Below are 16,570 nucleotides of genomic sequence, written 5' to 3' on the forward strand. Positions count from 1 at the left end.
CTTTACAGAATGGCCCGCAGAAGCCGGGAATAGAGCACCAGGGCGGCACCGAAAATCACGAGGATGATCATCGAAAGCGTAGCGGCGAGTGGCCAGTTGAGCGTCACGATGGCCTGATCATAGATTTCCGTTGCCAGAAGGAAGACGCGGCCACCGCCGAGTAGCTTGGGAGTGATGAACGAACTGACGGCCAGCACGAAGGAGAGCAGGCAACCCAGGGCCACGCCGGGCATGGTGAGCGGCACGATGATCCGCCAGAACACTTTCCAAGGCGATGCGCCGAGCGTTTCAGCAGCTTCCTCGACGCGAGGATCAAGCCTGCCGAAGCCAGCGAGGAGCGCCAGGATCATATAGGGCATCAGGATTTCGGTAAGCCCGATGACGACGCCGATCTTGTTGAACAGCAGACGCACCCCGCCTTGCGCACCCATTGCGAAGAGGATGTTGTTGATGAGGCCGTCATCCGCCAGGATTGCGATCCAGCCATAAGTGCGCACCACCGCCGAGGTGAGCAGCGGCGAAATGACCAGCACCAGCAAAAGCGTTTTCCAGCGACCCTGCGCCCGGTGAAGGTAGAGGGCGATGGGATAGGAGGCGAGCAGCGTGAGAACGGTGATCATAAGGCTGGTCAGAATGCTCTGACCAATCAGCTCGATATAAAAACCGTCGGTCAGTGTCGACGACCAGTTGTCGAGCGTATGGGCTTCCCCGAGACCGCCGCCGCCGAGGCTTTCGCGGAAGGAAAGCAGCAGCAGGTTGAAGACGGGCAACACAAAGGCCAGACCGTTAACCGCAATGATGGGTCCAAGAAGAAGGGTTGCGAGAAACACGATGGAAGAGGTACGGCCACCGGGAGCCGTGATCATGACCGCCGCCGTCATCGGTTTGCTCCGAAGACCAGAGTATCCTCCACGCGCCAGACGAGACTGACCGCGCTGCCTGCTGCGACCGGCGTTTCACCGCCGGAGGTCGCGCGCTCCACGGACAGGGTCTGCCCGCCAGCAGCGATCTCGTAGTGGAGAATGTCGCCGGCATAATAGACATCGCGGACTTCGCCGGCGATGCGATTGACGGGCGCTCCGTCGAAATCGGGGACGGCGTCGCCAGCGACGGTCATGGCCATGCGATGCGGCCGTACCATCAGGTCGATCTTACCGCTGTGCGCGCCGGGCGCCCGCAGCACCGCATCGCCAACCGTGATGCGGTCACCGGCGGCGTTGCCAACCAGCCTGTTGGTGCGACCGACGAAGGAGGCGACGAATGCCGTGGCTGGGCGCTCATAGAGATCGTGCGGCGTGCCAAGCTGTTCCAGGTGCCCGCCATTGAGCACAGCGACCTTGTCGCACATGCTGAGCGCCTCAACCTGATCATGCGTGACGAAGATGGAAGTGATGCCAAGCTGTTTCTGGATACGGCGAATCTCGGCGCGCATCTCGTCGCGCAGCTTTGCGTCGAGATTGGAAAGAGGTTCGTCAAACAAGAGAATGGACGGCTGGATGACGAGGGCGCGCGCCAGTGCGACGCGCTGCTGCTGGCCTCCGGAAAGCTGGGCAGGGCGACGGTCCTCGCGCCCTTCCAGACGCACCATGGCAATGGCCTCACGGGCACGGCGTTCCGCCTCGGCAGCAGGCACTTTGCGCATTTCAAGACCGAACATGACATTCTTGAGGACCGTCATGTGGGGGAAGAGCGCGTAGCTCTGGAAAACGAGGCCAATGTCACGCTTATAAGGCGCAAGTTTCGTCACGTCCTTGCCGTCGATCAGGATAGACCCCGAGGAGACAGGAGAGAGGCCTGCAATCATGCGCAACGACGTCGACTTGCCGCAGCCGGAAGGACCAAGGAAGGCAACCAGTTCGCCCTTGGGAATCTCGAGATTGAGATTATCCACGGCGACGATTGTCTCGTAGCGCTTGGTCAGTGAACGAATCGAGAGGAATCCTGGCTGCATGGTATCTGAAGTTCCCATTCTGGCTTCTTGCCTTTCTCCAGAACATCTCCGACCCGCAGGGAATCGGAAATGCCTTGGCCCTTGATCTACGCAAGCGCGGCGAAAATTCGCTGCGCCGTTTCGCGGTGCCTTCCCTGGTGCAGGCCTTGTGGGCCGCTCGGAATGCATGTCCGCGTCAGCTCCCACCTCTTCCGCCCTAGCGCCGACAGAGGAGATGATCCGAGTGTTTTGGTATGCTGCTTCCGCGACTGCCATGGGAGCCGCGGAAGTCCTTTCATTTTTTTGCGCCCGGCGCAGAAGTCTCAACGGCTGAGGGGAATGACCTTGCGGCGCCAGTCCTGCGTAATCTGGTCGCGGACCTTCGAGAGGCCAATCCAATCCACCGGGATGACCTTGTCCATCGCCTTGACGACCGTGCGCTCACTCACATCTGCAGAGACAGAGGACTTGGAATTGGTCGGCGCATAATACATGGCGGCGGTAAAGGCAGCCTGGGCTTCCGGGCTCAGCGCATAATCAACGAACTTGCGCGCAGCCTCGGACGACGGACCACCCTTGACGAGGTTGAGCGTGTTGATCTGGAGGATCGTCCCTTCCTTCGGAAGAACCACCTTCATCTTGCCTTTGGAACCGTCAGCATTCACCTGGCTACGGGCGTTCCAGCCCACGCCCAGCGAAACCTGGCCGTTGACAACGTTCGGATAGACTTCCGGCTTCGGCTCCCAGGTCTGCACATTCGGAGCAACTTCAGCCATCGCATTGATGCCGGCATCGATGTTCTTGATGAAATCAGTGCCGCCATTCATATGGTCCATGATGATGGTGGTACCGATACCGACGATATCCGGGGCGCTCAGCATGGCGACTTTGCCCTTGAGGGCGCTATCCTTCAGAGCGTTCCAGCTGTCGGGAGCCGTCTTGATGGCATCGGTATTGTAGATGAGCACGAGATTGTCGAACGTTACGCCAACCCCGGCCACGCCTTCGAAGCGGGCATTAGGATAGAGGTCGGCGACATTCTTGGTTACGCTTTCGTCGATCTTGTCAAACAGACCTTCGTCCGTACCTGTTTTGGCGACAGAGACATCCATCAGAGCGATATCGGACTGCGGCGCAGCCTTCTGGGCGCGCAGCGAGCCGAGCATTGCAGCAGAGCCCTGCTGCGGGAAATATTCGATCTTGATATCAGGGTTAGCCGCCATGAAAGGTTCGATGACGGCCTTGGTGTAACGCTCCTGGAAAAGGCCGCTATAGCCGAGGAAAGTCACGGTCTGCTGGGCGTGCGCCGGAAGAGCGGCCGCGCCGAGCATGAGAATCCCACTCAGAAGTATTGTTTTCTTCATTGTCCTGTTCTCCTCTATTGTTATTTGGAGTGGCGGACTGATCCGCCACCCATAAGACGATGTCAGGCGCTCAGCTTGGCCTGAACGAGCTTGTTGGCGCCAGAAATGTCCGGCAATTTCTCACCGTTGCGCAGGCGCTGCAGAAGCACGAGTTCGGCTTCCTGCATGCCGATGGCGCGTTCAGCCATGGCTCGAGCCTGGCTTGGATGAAGAGCGACAACACCGCTTTCATCGCACAGGATTGCATCACCCGGATTGATCACCTGGCCGCCGACGCTGATCGGAACGTTGATCGCGCCTTCGAGGCCGAGGATCTTGGTGGTGATGGGCGAAGGACCACGGCACCACATCGGCATGTCGACCTTGGCGAACTCCGAGAAGTCGGTCGCCGGGCCATCAACGACACCGGCCTTAACGCCGGCCATCTTCATGGTGTTGGTGATAACACCGCCCCAGCAGGCGTGACGGGTATCGCCGCAGCGGTCGATGAGGACGATATCCCCGGGACGCACGAACTGCGACAGATAGTGGAGCATGGTCGAATCCGCATTGGGGATGCGCAGCGTGACGGCAGTGCCTGCCACACGTTTGCCCGGAAGGACGGCGCGGATTTCAGGATCGACGAAGCCGGAGTGAAGCACGTGACCGATCGTTGCGACTTCGACCTTCTCAAGAAGCTCGATGATGTCGGCACCGATCTGTTCGGGCATGGGGTTAGCGATAAACATTGAGTCTTTCTCCGATCAGAGAACGTGGTGGTTCGCCACCGGTACGTTGGCGCGCACCTTGGCCGAATAGTCGAAGTCAAGGACGGCACCGGCCGTTCCAACGCTGTCGGAGCATTGGGCGACGATGTGGCCCCACGGATCGATGACCATGGAATGCCCCCAGCATGCCTTCTTGCCACCCGCATGGGTGCCGATCTGGCCGACGGCCAGAAAGTAGGTCTGGGTTTCGACGGCACGGGCGCGCGCCAGAACTTCCCAATGGTCCTTGCCTGTCATCAGGGTGAAGGCCGCTGGCAGAACGATGACGTCTGCACCTTTGTCCCGCAGGGCGCGAAACAGTTCAGGGAAGCGAATATCGTAGCAGATGCCACAACCGACCGTCTTGTCGCCAACCTTGTAGGTCACGACTTCTTCGCCACGGGCAACGGAGTCGGATTCGCGGTAGCTGATGCCGTTTGGCGTATCGACGTCGAACAGGTGCATCTTGCGGTAACGCGCGATCTGTTTGCCATCCGGCCCGAAAACGAGCGTCGAATTGTAAAAGCGATTGCCTTCCTTCTCGACGATGGAGCCGGCATGCAGCGTGATCGCGTGCTTCTTGGCCAGCCCCGAGAGCAGCGTGTAAATCTCGCCGTCAGGGAATTCCTCCCCGCTCTCATGCATCTCCTGGGGATTATCTCCAAGAAATGCAAAGTATTCCGGAAGAACAACAAGGTCAGGATTGTCCGCCTTGACTGCCTTCTCAATAAGATCGGCAGCAACCTTAAGGTTTTCTGCCTTGTCATTCTGGGTATTCATTTGAACAAGTGAGACTTTCACGTTGCTCTCCTCTCATGTTGCGAGGAGAATTAAGAACGGGAACTGTTTTCATTACAAACGGAAAAACTCTATCGAAACCCATAAGGTAAGCTTATAGATTAATCATTTTGCGCTGCAGCGCAAAATTTAGGCGGCAGCCGTCATCCATTGCGTGGTGGTTTCACTGACGATTTCCGTCGCCATATCGGCAATGGCCCGGGCAATCGCGTTGTCGCCACGCTCCTGATAAACGGTGTGAAATGTGAGGGGCGGTACTGACGGACTAATGTCGAGAATACGCGCCTCACCGGATTTGATGATGCCGTCCACCAGCACACGCGGCAAAGCGCCCACCCCAACGGCCGCGGCCACAAGGCGGGTCATGATCGACAGCGAATTGGAATTATAGATGCGGCTGTCGGACAACCCGTGAGAATCGAGCAACGCGCGCAACGCCTGATGTGGCTGCGAGCCTGTCGAGAAGGTAAGTAACGGAAAATGCGCGATATCTTCGAGTGTGACGCCCGTTTCTGGCAGCGGCAATTCAACCGCGCCAACCCAACAGGACTCGAACGTACAGAGCGGTGAATTGTAGATATTTGCAGCCATGATCGGCCCCATGATGAAACCGACATCCACCTCACCGTTTTGAATGCGCTGGGATAGTTTCAGGCTGGTGTCGATGGTCAGATCCAGGCTGACGCCGGGGTAACGTTCGTTCATGCGGCGAATGAGCAGCGGCAACCAGGCATAGACGATCGTGTCGGCAGCACCGATGCGCACGGTGCCTCTCAGCGCCTCCCGGCTACTCACGATCTGTCGGAACTCACCGGTCAGATTGACGATCTTTTCGGCATGCTGCAGCGCCAGACGACCAGCAGGTGTCAAGTTGACGCAGCGCACATCGCGCGTGAAAAGCACGACGCCAAGCTCCCTTTCGAGGGCGGCAATTCGGTTGGACACCGACGCCTGGGTGGTATTCAACCGTTCCGCGGCCGCCGAAAAGCTGTTCAGTCGTGCAGCCCAGAGGAAAGTTTCGAGAAATCGCGTATTCATGAGGTAAAATCTTCCCGCATGGCTCCGCGAGCCGGCACTAACGTCGCTGGCTCGTCTTGCCCTTGGTCCTTTGTGGTTCGAGTGCAAGTATGTCCGATGCACGCCCCCATAAGCAAGGGATCAACGCCCTGGCCCTGGCACCGCTTTTTCGCACCGGCTGGGGCTGGGAAAAGGGATGACGGTCACAAGGATGTTTCAAATGAGTGGCCTGTTTTGCACCAGCTGCTTCCCAAACCATTGAACGCAAACAGGGCTCTGCGTCTCCTCGGAGCCCTGTTTCTTTAAATCTTTGATTGTCGGGCCATCAGCGTTGCACCGGATCGCTGTGACGAACGACAGATCGGCGAGACCTAAATCCTCGTGCCGCGAATACAGGACACAGCCCGCCTTAAGTCTGCAGGCACCCCTCCCCCAAACCTCACGGCTTCGGGATGACAGTTGCGAGCTTGCGGAACGGCGACAGGATTTCGAGGCGGCTTGGCACGCCCTTGGCGATGCTGATAATCGATCCGGGACCGATCTTCACTGGGTCGGCTTCGGCCTGCGAATACATAGCCTCACCCTCAACGACGACAAAAGTTTCCTCGAGGTCACGACCCGGATAATTGTAGATGCCGGGCTCGGCCTTCCAGACTGCGACGATTGTGCCATTTTCGATCTGGTCTTGCCATATCTGGCGACGATACGAACCGCCTTCACGGCCTTCGGCGGGCATGGCCGGAACAAGATCCACGTCATCGGAAATATTGAAAATCGGCATTGTCACGGGATTTCTCCTTGCTTTGTCAATGTTGGCGCGGACCTTGTGGCCGCGCCGGTTCAGGCATGGGGCGGCAGTTCCGCCCCAGCTAGTTTCGTGGATATGTTGTCGCGCAGCCGGTAGTAACGCAGCGCCATTGCGGGTGCGAAACCCATAAAGAAGGGAGCTGCCTTCAGTGGTTCCAGCTTCAGGGCAAGCTCGTTCTCCGGCTTACCAAGCGCCCATTCCGAAAGAATGGAACCGAGCATCGAGCCGGTCGGCACACCACGGCCCGAAAGACCGGTCAAAGCCACAACGCCCGGCGCGAGACCATAAAACCGCGGTACGGTGCGATATTGCATATCGAGTTCGCCGAACCAGAAATACTCCCAGCGGATCTCTTCCCGGAGCTTTGGATGCAGCCATTTGAGCCGTTCGCTCATGACCTGTCTCGTATAGGCCATGTCGCGGCCGCGGCGTCCCATGGGAAACATCGATGCGACGATCCGGCCTTCGGCATTGTATTTGTAGACGTAGATATCGCCGCGACCATCATGAATGGTCGTGTTCTGCGGCAGGACGGTCCGGCGTGTTTCTTCGGACAAAATTTGCGTGGCAGCAACGAACACGCGTTGAATCTTGAAGGTTCGATCCAGCTTGGGCCAACCACCAACCGTATAAGCGCCAGTGGTAAAGATCACTTTCGACGCGACCACTTCTCCGCGATCGGTCTTGACCTTCCAGCCTCCGGTTATGTCGCGTTCGCAACCGGTCACCGCCGAGCCGGTAAATATCTTTCCGCGCTCCTGGATGACAGCACGGCCGAGACCGCGGGCGTAACCGAGCGGATTGAGGTGACCTGCCTCTTCGTGCAGCCAGCCGCCGTCGAAACGCGGACTGCCGGTGACCGCTTCCACCTCGTCACGGTCGAGCAGCCGGGTTTTCGCGCCCACAGCATTATAGGTCTCGACCTTGCGCCTGATCTCATCCATGGCGCCCTTATGCGGTGCGCCCATCACATAACCGTTCTGTACCCATTCGCAGTCGATCTGATAGTCGCGGATCATGCTCGATACGCGGTCATTCGCCCGCGTCTGCCGTTCGATCAGCCGTTCCGCCCAGGGCTCGCCCAGCATCCTGCGCAGCTCTGGCAGGCTATAATGGATAAAGGTCGGGGTGCAATGTCCGGCATTGCGGCCCGAACCGCCGAAGCCGATTTCCTGCCGCTCCAGAAGCACGACATTGATGCCGGTTTTCGCCAGCTCCAATGCGGTCGTCAGACCGGTATAACCCGCGCCGACGATGCAGACATCGGCCTGCACGCGACCCGAAAGAGGCTCCGTATGCGGTGCTGAAGCTGCGGTCGCATACCACAGTGTCACGTCAAAGGGTGAGAACGAAACCATCTACCGAAACCTTCAGTTCAGGTCGCTGCGCGCATCGAGCGCATCACGAAGCCCATCACCGATGAAATTGAAGCTGGTGACGGCAAGCGTGATGGCGACGCCCGGCACGATGGCGAGCCAGGGCGCCTTGTCGAGATATTGCTGGGCTCCGTTCAGCATATTGCCCCAGCTCGGCAGCGGCGGCTGAATGCCATAACCGAGAAAGCTGATATAGGCCTCCAGAAGGATGGCACGCGCGACCGTCAGGGTCGCGGCAACGATGATGGGGCCGACTGCATTCGGCAGCAGTTCCCGGAACATGATCCAGCCATTGGGCAGGCCCAGCATACGGGCTGCCATGACGAAGTCGCGTTCGCGCAGAGACCGCACTTCCGCTTCAACCAGACGGGCAATTTCCATCCAGCTCGTGACGGCAATGATAACCGTGATCATGAACGGGCTCGGCTTGACGAAAGCAGCCAGAGCGAGAAGCAGGAAAATACTCGGGAAAGACAGAAAGGCATCGACGAAACGCATCAGTATCGCGCCGATGCGCCCGCCATAATAACCGGCAACGACACCGATGATGGTGCCGATCAGTGTCGACAGCACCATGGCGAAAAACCCGACCAGCAGTGAAATGCGGCCGGCATTGAAAAGGCGCGCGGCTATGTCGCGTCCGAGCGGATCGGTGCCGAAAATATGGTAACCGGTCATCGGCGGGGCAAAACGGGCGCGCAGATCGATGAACAATTCATCGTAAGGCAAGAGATAGGGCCCGACCACGCAGGCGAAAATCATGACGGTGATCATGATGAGGCCGAGCACAGCAAGCTTGTGGCGGGCGAAACGGCGCAGCGTGCGGTTCTGCCACCAGTGAAACCGCGGTGCGGCCTGCGAGGGATGGAGGGTTGCAGCGGACATGGTCTTTCCTTCGATTGAGTGCGGCGTTTCGTCGATCCGGCTCTATCCGAGCCGGATGCGGGGATCGACGAGAGCAACCATGAGGTCAGCGAGCAGGCTTCCGATGAGTACGAGGATTGCGGAAAACATCAGAAGCCCCATCACGACGGGGTAGTCGTGATAACCAAGGCTATCGAGGAACAGGCGGCCCATGCCGGGCCAGGTAAAGACCGTCTCCGTGACAAGCGCGCCGCCGAGAATCGTCGGGAGCTGGAGACCGGCAAGGGTAATCATTGGCAGAAGTGCATTGCCGACGACGTGTTTCATCAGAACCCGGCGCGGGGTCAGCCCCTTGGCGCGGGCGGTACGGACGAAATCCTGATTGATGACGTCAAGCGTCGCAGTCCGCATGTAGCGGCTCCAGACGGCGATGTTGACGAGAGCAAGTACCAGGCTCGGCATGATCAGGTGAATTGCATAGTCATAAAAAGACTGATCGCCGATCGTATACATGTTGCCCGCCGGTAGCCATTTCAGCCTGAGCGCGAAAACATAGATGGCCACCAGCCCGAACCAGAAGGTGGGAATTGACAGCGCGACCATGGCCCCGACCGTGGCGGTGTAATCGAACAGCGTGTAACGTTTGGTCGCGCCCTTGATACCGATCCAGGTGCCGACAAGGATGGATACGACGGTTGATGAGACCATCAACAGCAGGGTCGCAAACAAATGCCCGGAGATGATATCGAGAACCGGACGTTGGTCGCGATAGGATTTCCCCCAATCGCCTTGCAGCAGGCGCCAGGCCCATTCGAGATATTGCACCGGCAAGGGTCGATCGAGACCCATCTGGTGGGCGATGCGATCAAGCGCCTCCCGCGTCATGCCGGGCGTCAGGGCAAATTGTGACAATGGCCCGCCAGGCGCGAGGTTGAGGATGGCAAAACCGATGATCGAGACAAGCAGCAGAAGTACGAGGCTCTGCCATATTCGATGGAGAAGAAAGGTCAGCATGATGAGACTCCAGGTCGCATCGTGGAACTGGCTAGCAACCATCCACGAATAGCCGTAAGAGTGCCGGCTGCTTCAAAGCCGGCACTTCACATGGATCGGGCATAAAGCCCTGTCTGCGGTAGGCTTTACGCCAGACGCCAGGTCGCAACGTTCCAGGTATCGATACGGTTATTGACGTTTGGCTTCACGTTTTCGACGCCCTGCTTGTGACCACGCACTGTTGCGTACTGGAACAGTGGCAACAGCGGTAGTTCCTTGCGCATGATCTCCTGAATCTTCAGGTAGACGGCCTTGCGTTCCTCCGGCACGAAGAGACTGCCGCCCTTGGCCAGAAGATCATCGACGTCCTTGTTGACGAACTGCCAGGTATTCTGGCCCGAGCCGCCTTTTGCAGCACTCGACGTCGAGCGGAAGAAGTCGGAGGTATCGGGATCCGGGCCGGTCAGGAAGTCGAGCCCGACGATAACCGAATCGAACTTCGACAGCATCCAGTAGTCACCCCACATGACAGCTGGCGGCAGGTTCGAAATGGTCATCTCCACGCCGATATCCTTGAAGGATTGCTGCATGTATTGCTGAACCTGTTCGCGGATGTGATTGCCCGCTGTCGTGGAGCAGGTGAAGGCGAGCTTCACGCCATCCTTGGCGCGTATGCCGTCCGCCCCGGGCACCCAGCCCGCATCGTCGAGCAGCTTTTTAGCTTTCTCGATGGAATATTCATGCTTGGGAAGATCTGGATTGTAATAGAAAGACTGCTGCGGAACGTAGCTTTCGGTGGGTGTGGGCAAACCGTAATAAAGTGCCTCGATGATCGATTGTTTGTCGATCGCCGCATAAAGCGCCTCTCTTACCGCCGGCTCCTTGAACTGTGGACGTTCCATGTTGAACGAGAGGGATTCAATCGTCGAGCCGGGCACGACGTTGACCACCTTGCCGGCGAGATCCTTGGCCTCGTCATAATGGTCGGGTGTGATCCATTGCAGGCCCACCACGTCTATGTCGCCGGTCTTGAACTGGGTGTACATCACATTCAGGTCGGGTACGTATTTGTAGACCAGACGCTCTATATGCGGGCCATCACCAAAATACTCGGTATTGGCGTCGAGCAGAATGTAGTCACCCGCAACCCGCTCCTTCCATTTGAATGCGCCCGTTCCGACCGGCGCGTTGTTATAGGCGGCGGTATTGCGGTCAGCTTCCGCACCTAGGAGGTGCTTCGGCGTAATAAATGTGGAAGCAAGGATCGAGGGATAGGGCGCGAATGGCTTTTCCATCTTCCAGGTAATTTCCGTCGGCGAAACCACGGTCAAATCCCTTACGAATTCGTGCCCGGTCTTGCGCCATGAACGGAAGTTGGGATCGACCAGAAGTTCAAGCGTGAACTTCACGTCTTCAGCGGTGAACGGCTTGCCGTCGTGCCATTTGATGTCGTCACGCAGCTCGACCTTCCAGTTGAGACCATCGGCGGAAATGCCGCCGTTTTCGACCGTCGGCACTTCGGCGGCGAGAGCTGCCACGAAGGCACCTTTCTCGTCGACATAAAACAACGGGTCGAAGATGCTGAAATGGATGCCTTCATCTACTTCAATATGCGGCATATGTGGATTGAACACGGTAGGCTCCTGCGAGAAGCCGACCGTGAGCTGGCCTTTGGCGGCCTTGTCCTGCGCCATGGCGCGGGAAAAACCCGGAAGACCGGAAAGGACGACGCCGGATGCGCCGAGCGCCAAAAGGCCGAGTGCCTGGCGGCGGGTGGTATTGATAAGCGGCTTGTTCTGGTCGGACATTTTTTAGTTCCCCTTGATCCGATGGTTGAACACGACGATTATTTTTGCTTCCGCCTCTTTGGGCGGTACTACTCCCATCAGCAGTTGCCTGCCTCATGCGTCAAAAGGATCGGCGGCACCTGACCGCCGGGCTTCTCATTTCAAAAGCCGCTGACCAGCTCGATCTTCGAGCCGTCGCTGAAGCGGCTGAAACGGAAATCGCGACGATCGACAATCGGATTGCGGCCTGTGACGATATCAGCCATGAGTTTTCCCGCCGCCGGGCCGATGCCGAAACCATGGCCGGAAAAGCCGGTTGCAACATGAAAGCCCGGAATGGCGTCGATATTGTCGATGACCGGAATAGCGTCGGGCGTCACATCGATCATGCCCGCCCAGCGCTGCGAAATTTCGGCCTTTTCGAAAACGGGGAAGGCCTTCTTCAGCTTGGCAAAGGCGCCGTCCGTCATGTCCATGGCCGGAACGGGATCAAGCACGCGGTTATATTCGAAGGGTGAAGCCTCATCGAGCGCCCAGCGGCGCGGAATGCGCCATTCATCGTAAAAGCGGCCAGTCAGGCGCAGGTCGAGCGAGCGCCACTCATGCCGCAGAGCCGGCAGGAATTTCAGTGCATAACGGAAAGATGCGGGCACGATGTCGACGATGTTCTGGAAGCCGTTAGCGATCGTATATCCGCCGTCGAGACGCTTGCGGATCGCAAAACCGTTCGACCAGATTGCCTCTTCCGGGCCGCCTTCCAGCGGCTTTGTGCGCAGCACGGAATTCATGACCTTGAGCTGCGGCAGATCGAGACCGTTGTTGCCGAGAAACAGGCTGGACCACGCGCCACCCGCCATGACCGCCGCCTTGCAGGCAATTTCACCGCGCTCTGTCACGACACCAGACACCTTGCCGCCGGAAAGCTGCAGACCGCGCACGGCGCATTCGGTCAGGATGAAGGCGCCGCGGTCGCGGGCAGCTTCGGCGATGGCCGGGGCGGCGCGCTGCGGCTCGGCCCGGCAATCACCGGCAGTATAGAGCGCACCGGCGACATCCATGTTGGAATGAGGATATTTCGCCTTGAATTCCTTTGCACTCAGCATGCGGCTTTCAATCTGGTAGCCTTCCAGATTGCGGTTCCAGCGTTCGTGCTCGGAAAATTCCTTTTCGTTTGCGCATGTAAAGACAATGCCGGAACGCTTGAAACCAGTTTCCCGCCCTGTACGACGATTGAGATCCGCCCAGATGCGCAGCGATTCTGCCATCAAGGGCACCTCGCGTGGGTCGCGGCGGGAAATGCGCACCCAGCCCCAGTTGCGGCTCGACTGCTCGTGGCCGATACCGCCCTTTTCGCAAAGCGCAACACGCAGCCCCTGATCGACGAGTTCAAGCGCGGTGGAGGTGCCGATAATGCCGCCGCCAATGACGACGACATCGACTTCTTTCGGCAATTCCGCATCGCCATGGACGGGAACGACATAAGGACCGGGCATGTCAGAAAAACTCCTCAAGCTGGCAATTGATGGCGAATTCGGCGACGGAAGCCTCATTCGGTAAGGACAGCAGCATGGCAATGATGCGGGCAAGATCGGCGGGCTGGGTCATTTGATCCGCCGGCCGTTCGGATAAGGCGGTCGCCATATCGGTCGCAACAAAACCGGGGCATACGGCTGTCGCGCGCACGCCGCTTTCGAAGCCCGCCTGTCGGATGGCATGCGCAAGCGCGACCGCCGCAAATTTGGAGAGAGAATAGCTACCGGCAGATGCGGACTTCACCCGCTTGCCGGAGAGGGAAGCGAGGATGATGACCCGGCCACGACCGCTCTCGCTCAACGCCTCCCAGGCGGCCTTAACCAGCCTTCTCGGTGCCTTGACGTTGACCGCAAGCATGGCGTCGATGTCTTCGTCGTCTGCTTCGATCACTGTCTTCGGTATCATGATGCCGGCATTGGCCACGACAGCATCGATACGACCGAAATGCTGATACGCTTCATCGGCCCAGCGCTTCTCCGCACTCGCATCATTTGCGTCGTAATGGGCAAGATGGACCTGTCCCTCGTGACCCACAGCCCATTGCGGCAGCGACGGGCTGCGCATACCAAGCGATACCGACCAGCCTTCGCCAAGAAGAGTAGCAGCGATATGGTCGCCTATACCCCGACTTGCACCGGATATGAGAGCAACGCGTTTTGTCGTTCGTTCCATCATGCTAGCCTCACAATATGGCGGTAGGCGCGACGCAAAATGTCGATAACCTGCTTCTGCTCGTCTTCCGGGATGAAGCTGAAGAAATCGCGCGATTGCTGCGGAACGATCTCCCGGATTTTCGTTGCAAGCGCCGCTCCGGCTTCGGTGATGTAAAGCTCCTGGGCGCGGCTGTCTTCCTGCGACACTTCCCGGCGTATCAGATCGTGCGACACCATCTGGTCGATGATCCTGCCCATTGCAGACCGGTCCCGCATCGTCAGATGAGCTATCACTGAAGGACGGATACCCGGGTAGTCATCGACGAGCAGCAGGGTCGTGATCTTTCCAGTTCCCTTCGCCACATCCAGCCCGTCCAGCCGGGCATCGAGATCGCGCGATACGGCAAGGTTGATCGTGCGGATGTAAAAGCTCAGCGTGTCTTCAAGCACGTCGAGATTGATATCAGTTGGCGATGTCGGCGGGTTTTCAGTTGGTTTGGACATGAAGTTTCCGTTCGAATGGTCAAAGATCGACATTGGCGCACACGCTTTCCCGGCGTGCCGCAGTGCAGGTTTTCGGCCATGTCGTATGTCAGTTTCGTGACTGAATGAAAGGATAATTAGTAGACAAACGCAACTACTTTTTATTCCTGAAATCATATTTTTATTATTTAAATCAGACCTTTAAAAGGAAAACCTCTCGCGCCGCCGGATCCATGATAATCCGGCGGTGCAATCGGTCTTTGATGTCGCGCGATGCAAAGTCTGACGAGGTGCCTGGCTCGTCAGACTTCGATGTTATGTGCCGACGGCAGTTGCCGCAGGTTCCCAGTCCGCACCGGGGATCGCAGCAACGAGTTTCCGGGTATAGGGATGGGCCGGCGACCGGAAGATTTTTGTCGGCGGCCCCTGTTCGACAACCGTTCCCTTGTGCATGACAAGCACATCGTCGCAAATCTGGCTCGCGACTCTCAAGTCATGGGTGATGAAGATCATCGCCACCTTCATTTCAGCCTGCACCCGCGCCAGAAGCTCCAGAACCTGCGCCTGTATGGAAACGTCGAGAGCAGACACGGCTTCGTCGGCCACAAGGACGACCGGATCAAACATCAGTGCACGGGCAATGCCGATGCGCTGGCGTTGGCCGCCGGAGAATTCGTGCGGGTAACGGTCATAGGCCTGTTCATCCAGCCCCACGAGCTTCAGAATTCCGAGAGCCTTTATTCTCGCCTCATGCACAGCCATTCCGTGGGCAACGGGGCCGACCGTCAAGATCCTGCCGATCGTATGGCGGGGATTAAGCGACGCGAAAGGATCCTGAAAAATCATCTGGATATAGGGTCGCAACGATCGAAACGTCGTTTCGTCCATCGCTGCTATGTCACGGCCATCGAAGCATATTGAACCGCCATCCGCCTCCAGCAATTTCAGCAGGACACGCCCGAGCGAGGACTTGCCCGACCCGCTTTCGCCAACGATACCAAGGGTCTGGCCCTTGTGAAGCTTGAAGCTGACACCATTGACCGCCTTGACGATACGGGCCTTGCGGAAAAACGAGCCGGAGCTGCGATACTCCTTCTCAAGATTTTCGACCTTGAGAACGACGGGGGCTTCTTCGCTGACTGAACGCTCAGTGCTCCGCATCCGCGGAACCGCAGCGACAAGTCGCTGGGTATAGGGGTGGACGGGATTGACCAGAACCTGGTCCGCCCTTCCCTGCTCCACAAGATATCCCTTCTCCATCACCACGACGCGATCGGCAATTTCGGCAACGACGCCGAAATCATGGGTGATGAACATGACGCTCATGTTCTTGCGCTTCTGTATCTTACGGATGAGCTCAAGGATCTGCGCCTGGGTGGTAACGTCGAGAGCGGTTGTTGGCTCATCGGCAATCAGGACATCCGGATCGAGTGCCAGAGCCATGGCGATCATGACCCGCTGGCGTTGTCCGCCAGACAGACGGAATGGATATTGCAGCCGCATCAGAGGCGGGTCGGGAAGACCGACTTCTTCAAGTAGATCCAGAACCTTGGTCTTGCGGGTTTCAGGCGTTCCATAGCCATGCGCTTCAAGCACTTCGGCAATCTGATCCCCGATTGTCATCAGCGGATTGAGCGCGGAGAGCGGATCCTGGAAAATGATTGAGACCGCCTGACCACGCAGCGGCCGAATTTTATCTTCCCTGGCCGCAAGTATGTCCATTCCCTTGAAATGGATTTCGCCGGAGCTGACTTTTATCACGGGCGACAACAGCCCCATGATCGTGCTGGCAGTGACGGATTTGCCGGACCCGGATTCACCGATAATGCACAGGATTTCACCTGCGTGGAGGTCGAAAGAGATATTCTTGACCGCGTGGGTGCGCTCCATTCCCGGCGGAAGATCCACCGTGAGATTGCGAACGGACAGCACCACGTCGGCTGACGTGGTTGGATGCGACATAAGTTCCCCTTGTTTTTTTGTAACTTTGTTCGCTTTGGCCGACGCTTCATACGTCGGAAACAATATGGTGGACTATGTCTACTATATTGTCCAGTGAGTGGCGGTAGCTGAGACGGTCGAACCGGTACCGCTTTGGCGCTGCCCAGCATTCTTGACCTTTATGATCTGCAAAATGCCAGGCTGTCCCGTTTGATGTTTGGTCAGGAACGGACCCGGCGTTTTGCGTTTCGGGACAAGTTCTCCAACTGTCCCGCTA

At 58.0% G+C, this 16,570-nt stretch carries 15 protein-coding genes; all 15 read right to left on the reverse strand.

The features are described from left to right. Positions 1 to 2 precede the first annotated feature (2 nt). The gene (locus tag ACQZ45_RS19930; protein WP_035199272.1) at positions 3 to 881 is read right to left on the reverse strand and encodes an ABC transporter permease; all 879 of its coding nucleotides are present in this window, start codon (positions 879 to 881) and stop codon (positions 3 to 5) included. After that, complete coding sequence (locus tag ACQZ45_RS19935) at positions 878 to 1,951, reverse strand: ABC transporter ATP-binding protein (RefSeq protein ID WP_019566397.1); 1,074 nt, start codon at positions 1,949 to 1,951, stop codon at positions 878 to 880. The genes ACQZ45_RS19930 and ACQZ45_RS19935 overlap by 4 nt, the downstream gene beginning before the upstream one ends. Positions 1,952 to 2,253: 302 nt before the next feature. Next, positions 2,254 to 3,294, reverse strand: coding sequence for an ABC transporter substrate-binding protein (locus tag ACQZ45_RS19940; RefSeq protein ID WP_003517684.1), 1,041 nt, complete (start codon positions 3,292 to 3,294; stop codon positions 2,254 to 2,256). Between the two features lie 62 nt (positions 3,295 to 3,356). After that, positions 3,357 to 4,022, reverse strand: coding sequence for an RraA family protein (locus ACQZ45_RS19945; protein ID WP_003517685.1), 666 nt, complete (start codon positions 4,020 to 4,022; stop codon positions 3,357 to 3,359). Between the two features lie 15 nt (positions 4,023 to 4,037). After that, a complete protein-coding gene (locus tag ACQZ45_RS19950; RefSeq protein WP_003517686.1) occupies positions 4,038 to 4,820 on the reverse strand; it encodes a carbon-nitrogen hydrolase family protein in 783 nt (260 codons plus the stop codon). 147 nt (positions 4,821 to 4,967) lie between these two features. Continuing rightward, positions 4,968 to 5,876, reverse strand: coding sequence for a LysR family transcriptional regulator (locus tag ACQZ45_RS19955; RefSeq protein WP_003517687.1), 909 nt, complete (start codon positions 5,874 to 5,876; stop codon positions 4,968 to 4,970). A gap of 418 nt (positions 5,877 to 6,294) precedes the next feature. After that, on the reverse strand, positions 6,295 to 6,636 hold the full coding sequence (locus tag ACQZ45_RS19960; protein ID WP_212509374.1) for a cupin domain-containing protein: 342 nt from the start codon (positions 6,634 to 6,636) through the stop codon (positions 6,295 to 6,297). Positions 6,637 to 6,695: 59 nt separating this feature from the next. Further along, positions 6,696 to 8,021, reverse strand: a complete 1,326-nt coding sequence (locus ACQZ45_RS19965) for an NAD(P)/FAD-dependent oxidoreductase (RefSeq protein WP_112959726.1) — start codon at positions 8,019 to 8,021, stop codon at positions 6,696 to 6,698. Positions 8,022 to 8,033: 12 nt separating this feature from the next. After that, complete coding sequence (locus tag ACQZ45_RS19970; RefSeq protein ID WP_003517690.1) at positions 8,034 to 8,924, reverse strand: ABC transporter permease; 891 nt, start codon at positions 8,922 to 8,924, stop codon at positions 8,034 to 8,036. A gap of 42 nt (positions 8,925 to 8,966) precedes the next feature. Beyond that, positions 8,967 to 9,917, reverse strand: coding sequence for an ABC transporter permease (locus ACQZ45_RS19975; RefSeq protein ID WP_013761327.1), 951 nt, complete (start codon positions 9,915 to 9,917; stop codon positions 8,967 to 8,969). 125 nt (positions 9,918 to 10,042) lie between these two features. Beyond that, positions 10,043 to 11,704 (reverse strand): peptide ABC transporter substrate-binding protein, encoded by a 1,662-nt coding sequence (locus tag ACQZ45_RS19980; RefSeq protein ID WP_112959727.1) that lies wholly within the window; start codon positions 11,702 to 11,704, stop codon positions 10,043 to 10,045. A gap of 140 nt (positions 11,705 to 11,844) precedes the next feature. After that, complete coding sequence (locus ACQZ45_RS19985) at positions 11,845 to 13,176, reverse strand: NAD(P)/FAD-dependent oxidoreductase (protein WP_035199278.1); 1,332 nt, start codon at positions 13,174 to 13,176, stop codon at positions 11,845 to 11,847. A gap of 1 nt (position 13,177) precedes the next feature. After that, complete coding sequence (locus ACQZ45_RS19990; protein WP_025596016.1) at positions 13,178 to 13,888, reverse strand: SDR family NAD(P)-dependent oxidoreductase; 711 nt, start codon at positions 13,886 to 13,888, stop codon at positions 13,178 to 13,180. After that, complete coding sequence (locus tag ACQZ45_RS19995) at positions 13,888 to 14,373, reverse strand: MarR family winged helix-turn-helix transcriptional regulator (protein WP_025596015.1); 486 nt, start codon at positions 14,371 to 14,373, stop codon at positions 13,888 to 13,890. Before ACQZ45_RS19995 ends, ACQZ45_RS19990 begins: the two co-directional genes overlap by 1 nt. 294 nt (positions 14,374 to 14,667) lie before the next feature. Beyond that, a complete protein-coding gene (locus ACQZ45_RS20000; protein WP_038493662.1) occupies positions 14,668 to 16,314 on the reverse strand; it encodes an ABC transporter ATP-binding protein in 1,647 nt (548 codons plus the stop codon). Positions 16,315 to 16,570 lie beyond the last annotated feature (256 nt).

This window comes from Agrobacterium sp. 16-2014-1-2a (genome assembly GCF_053522705.1).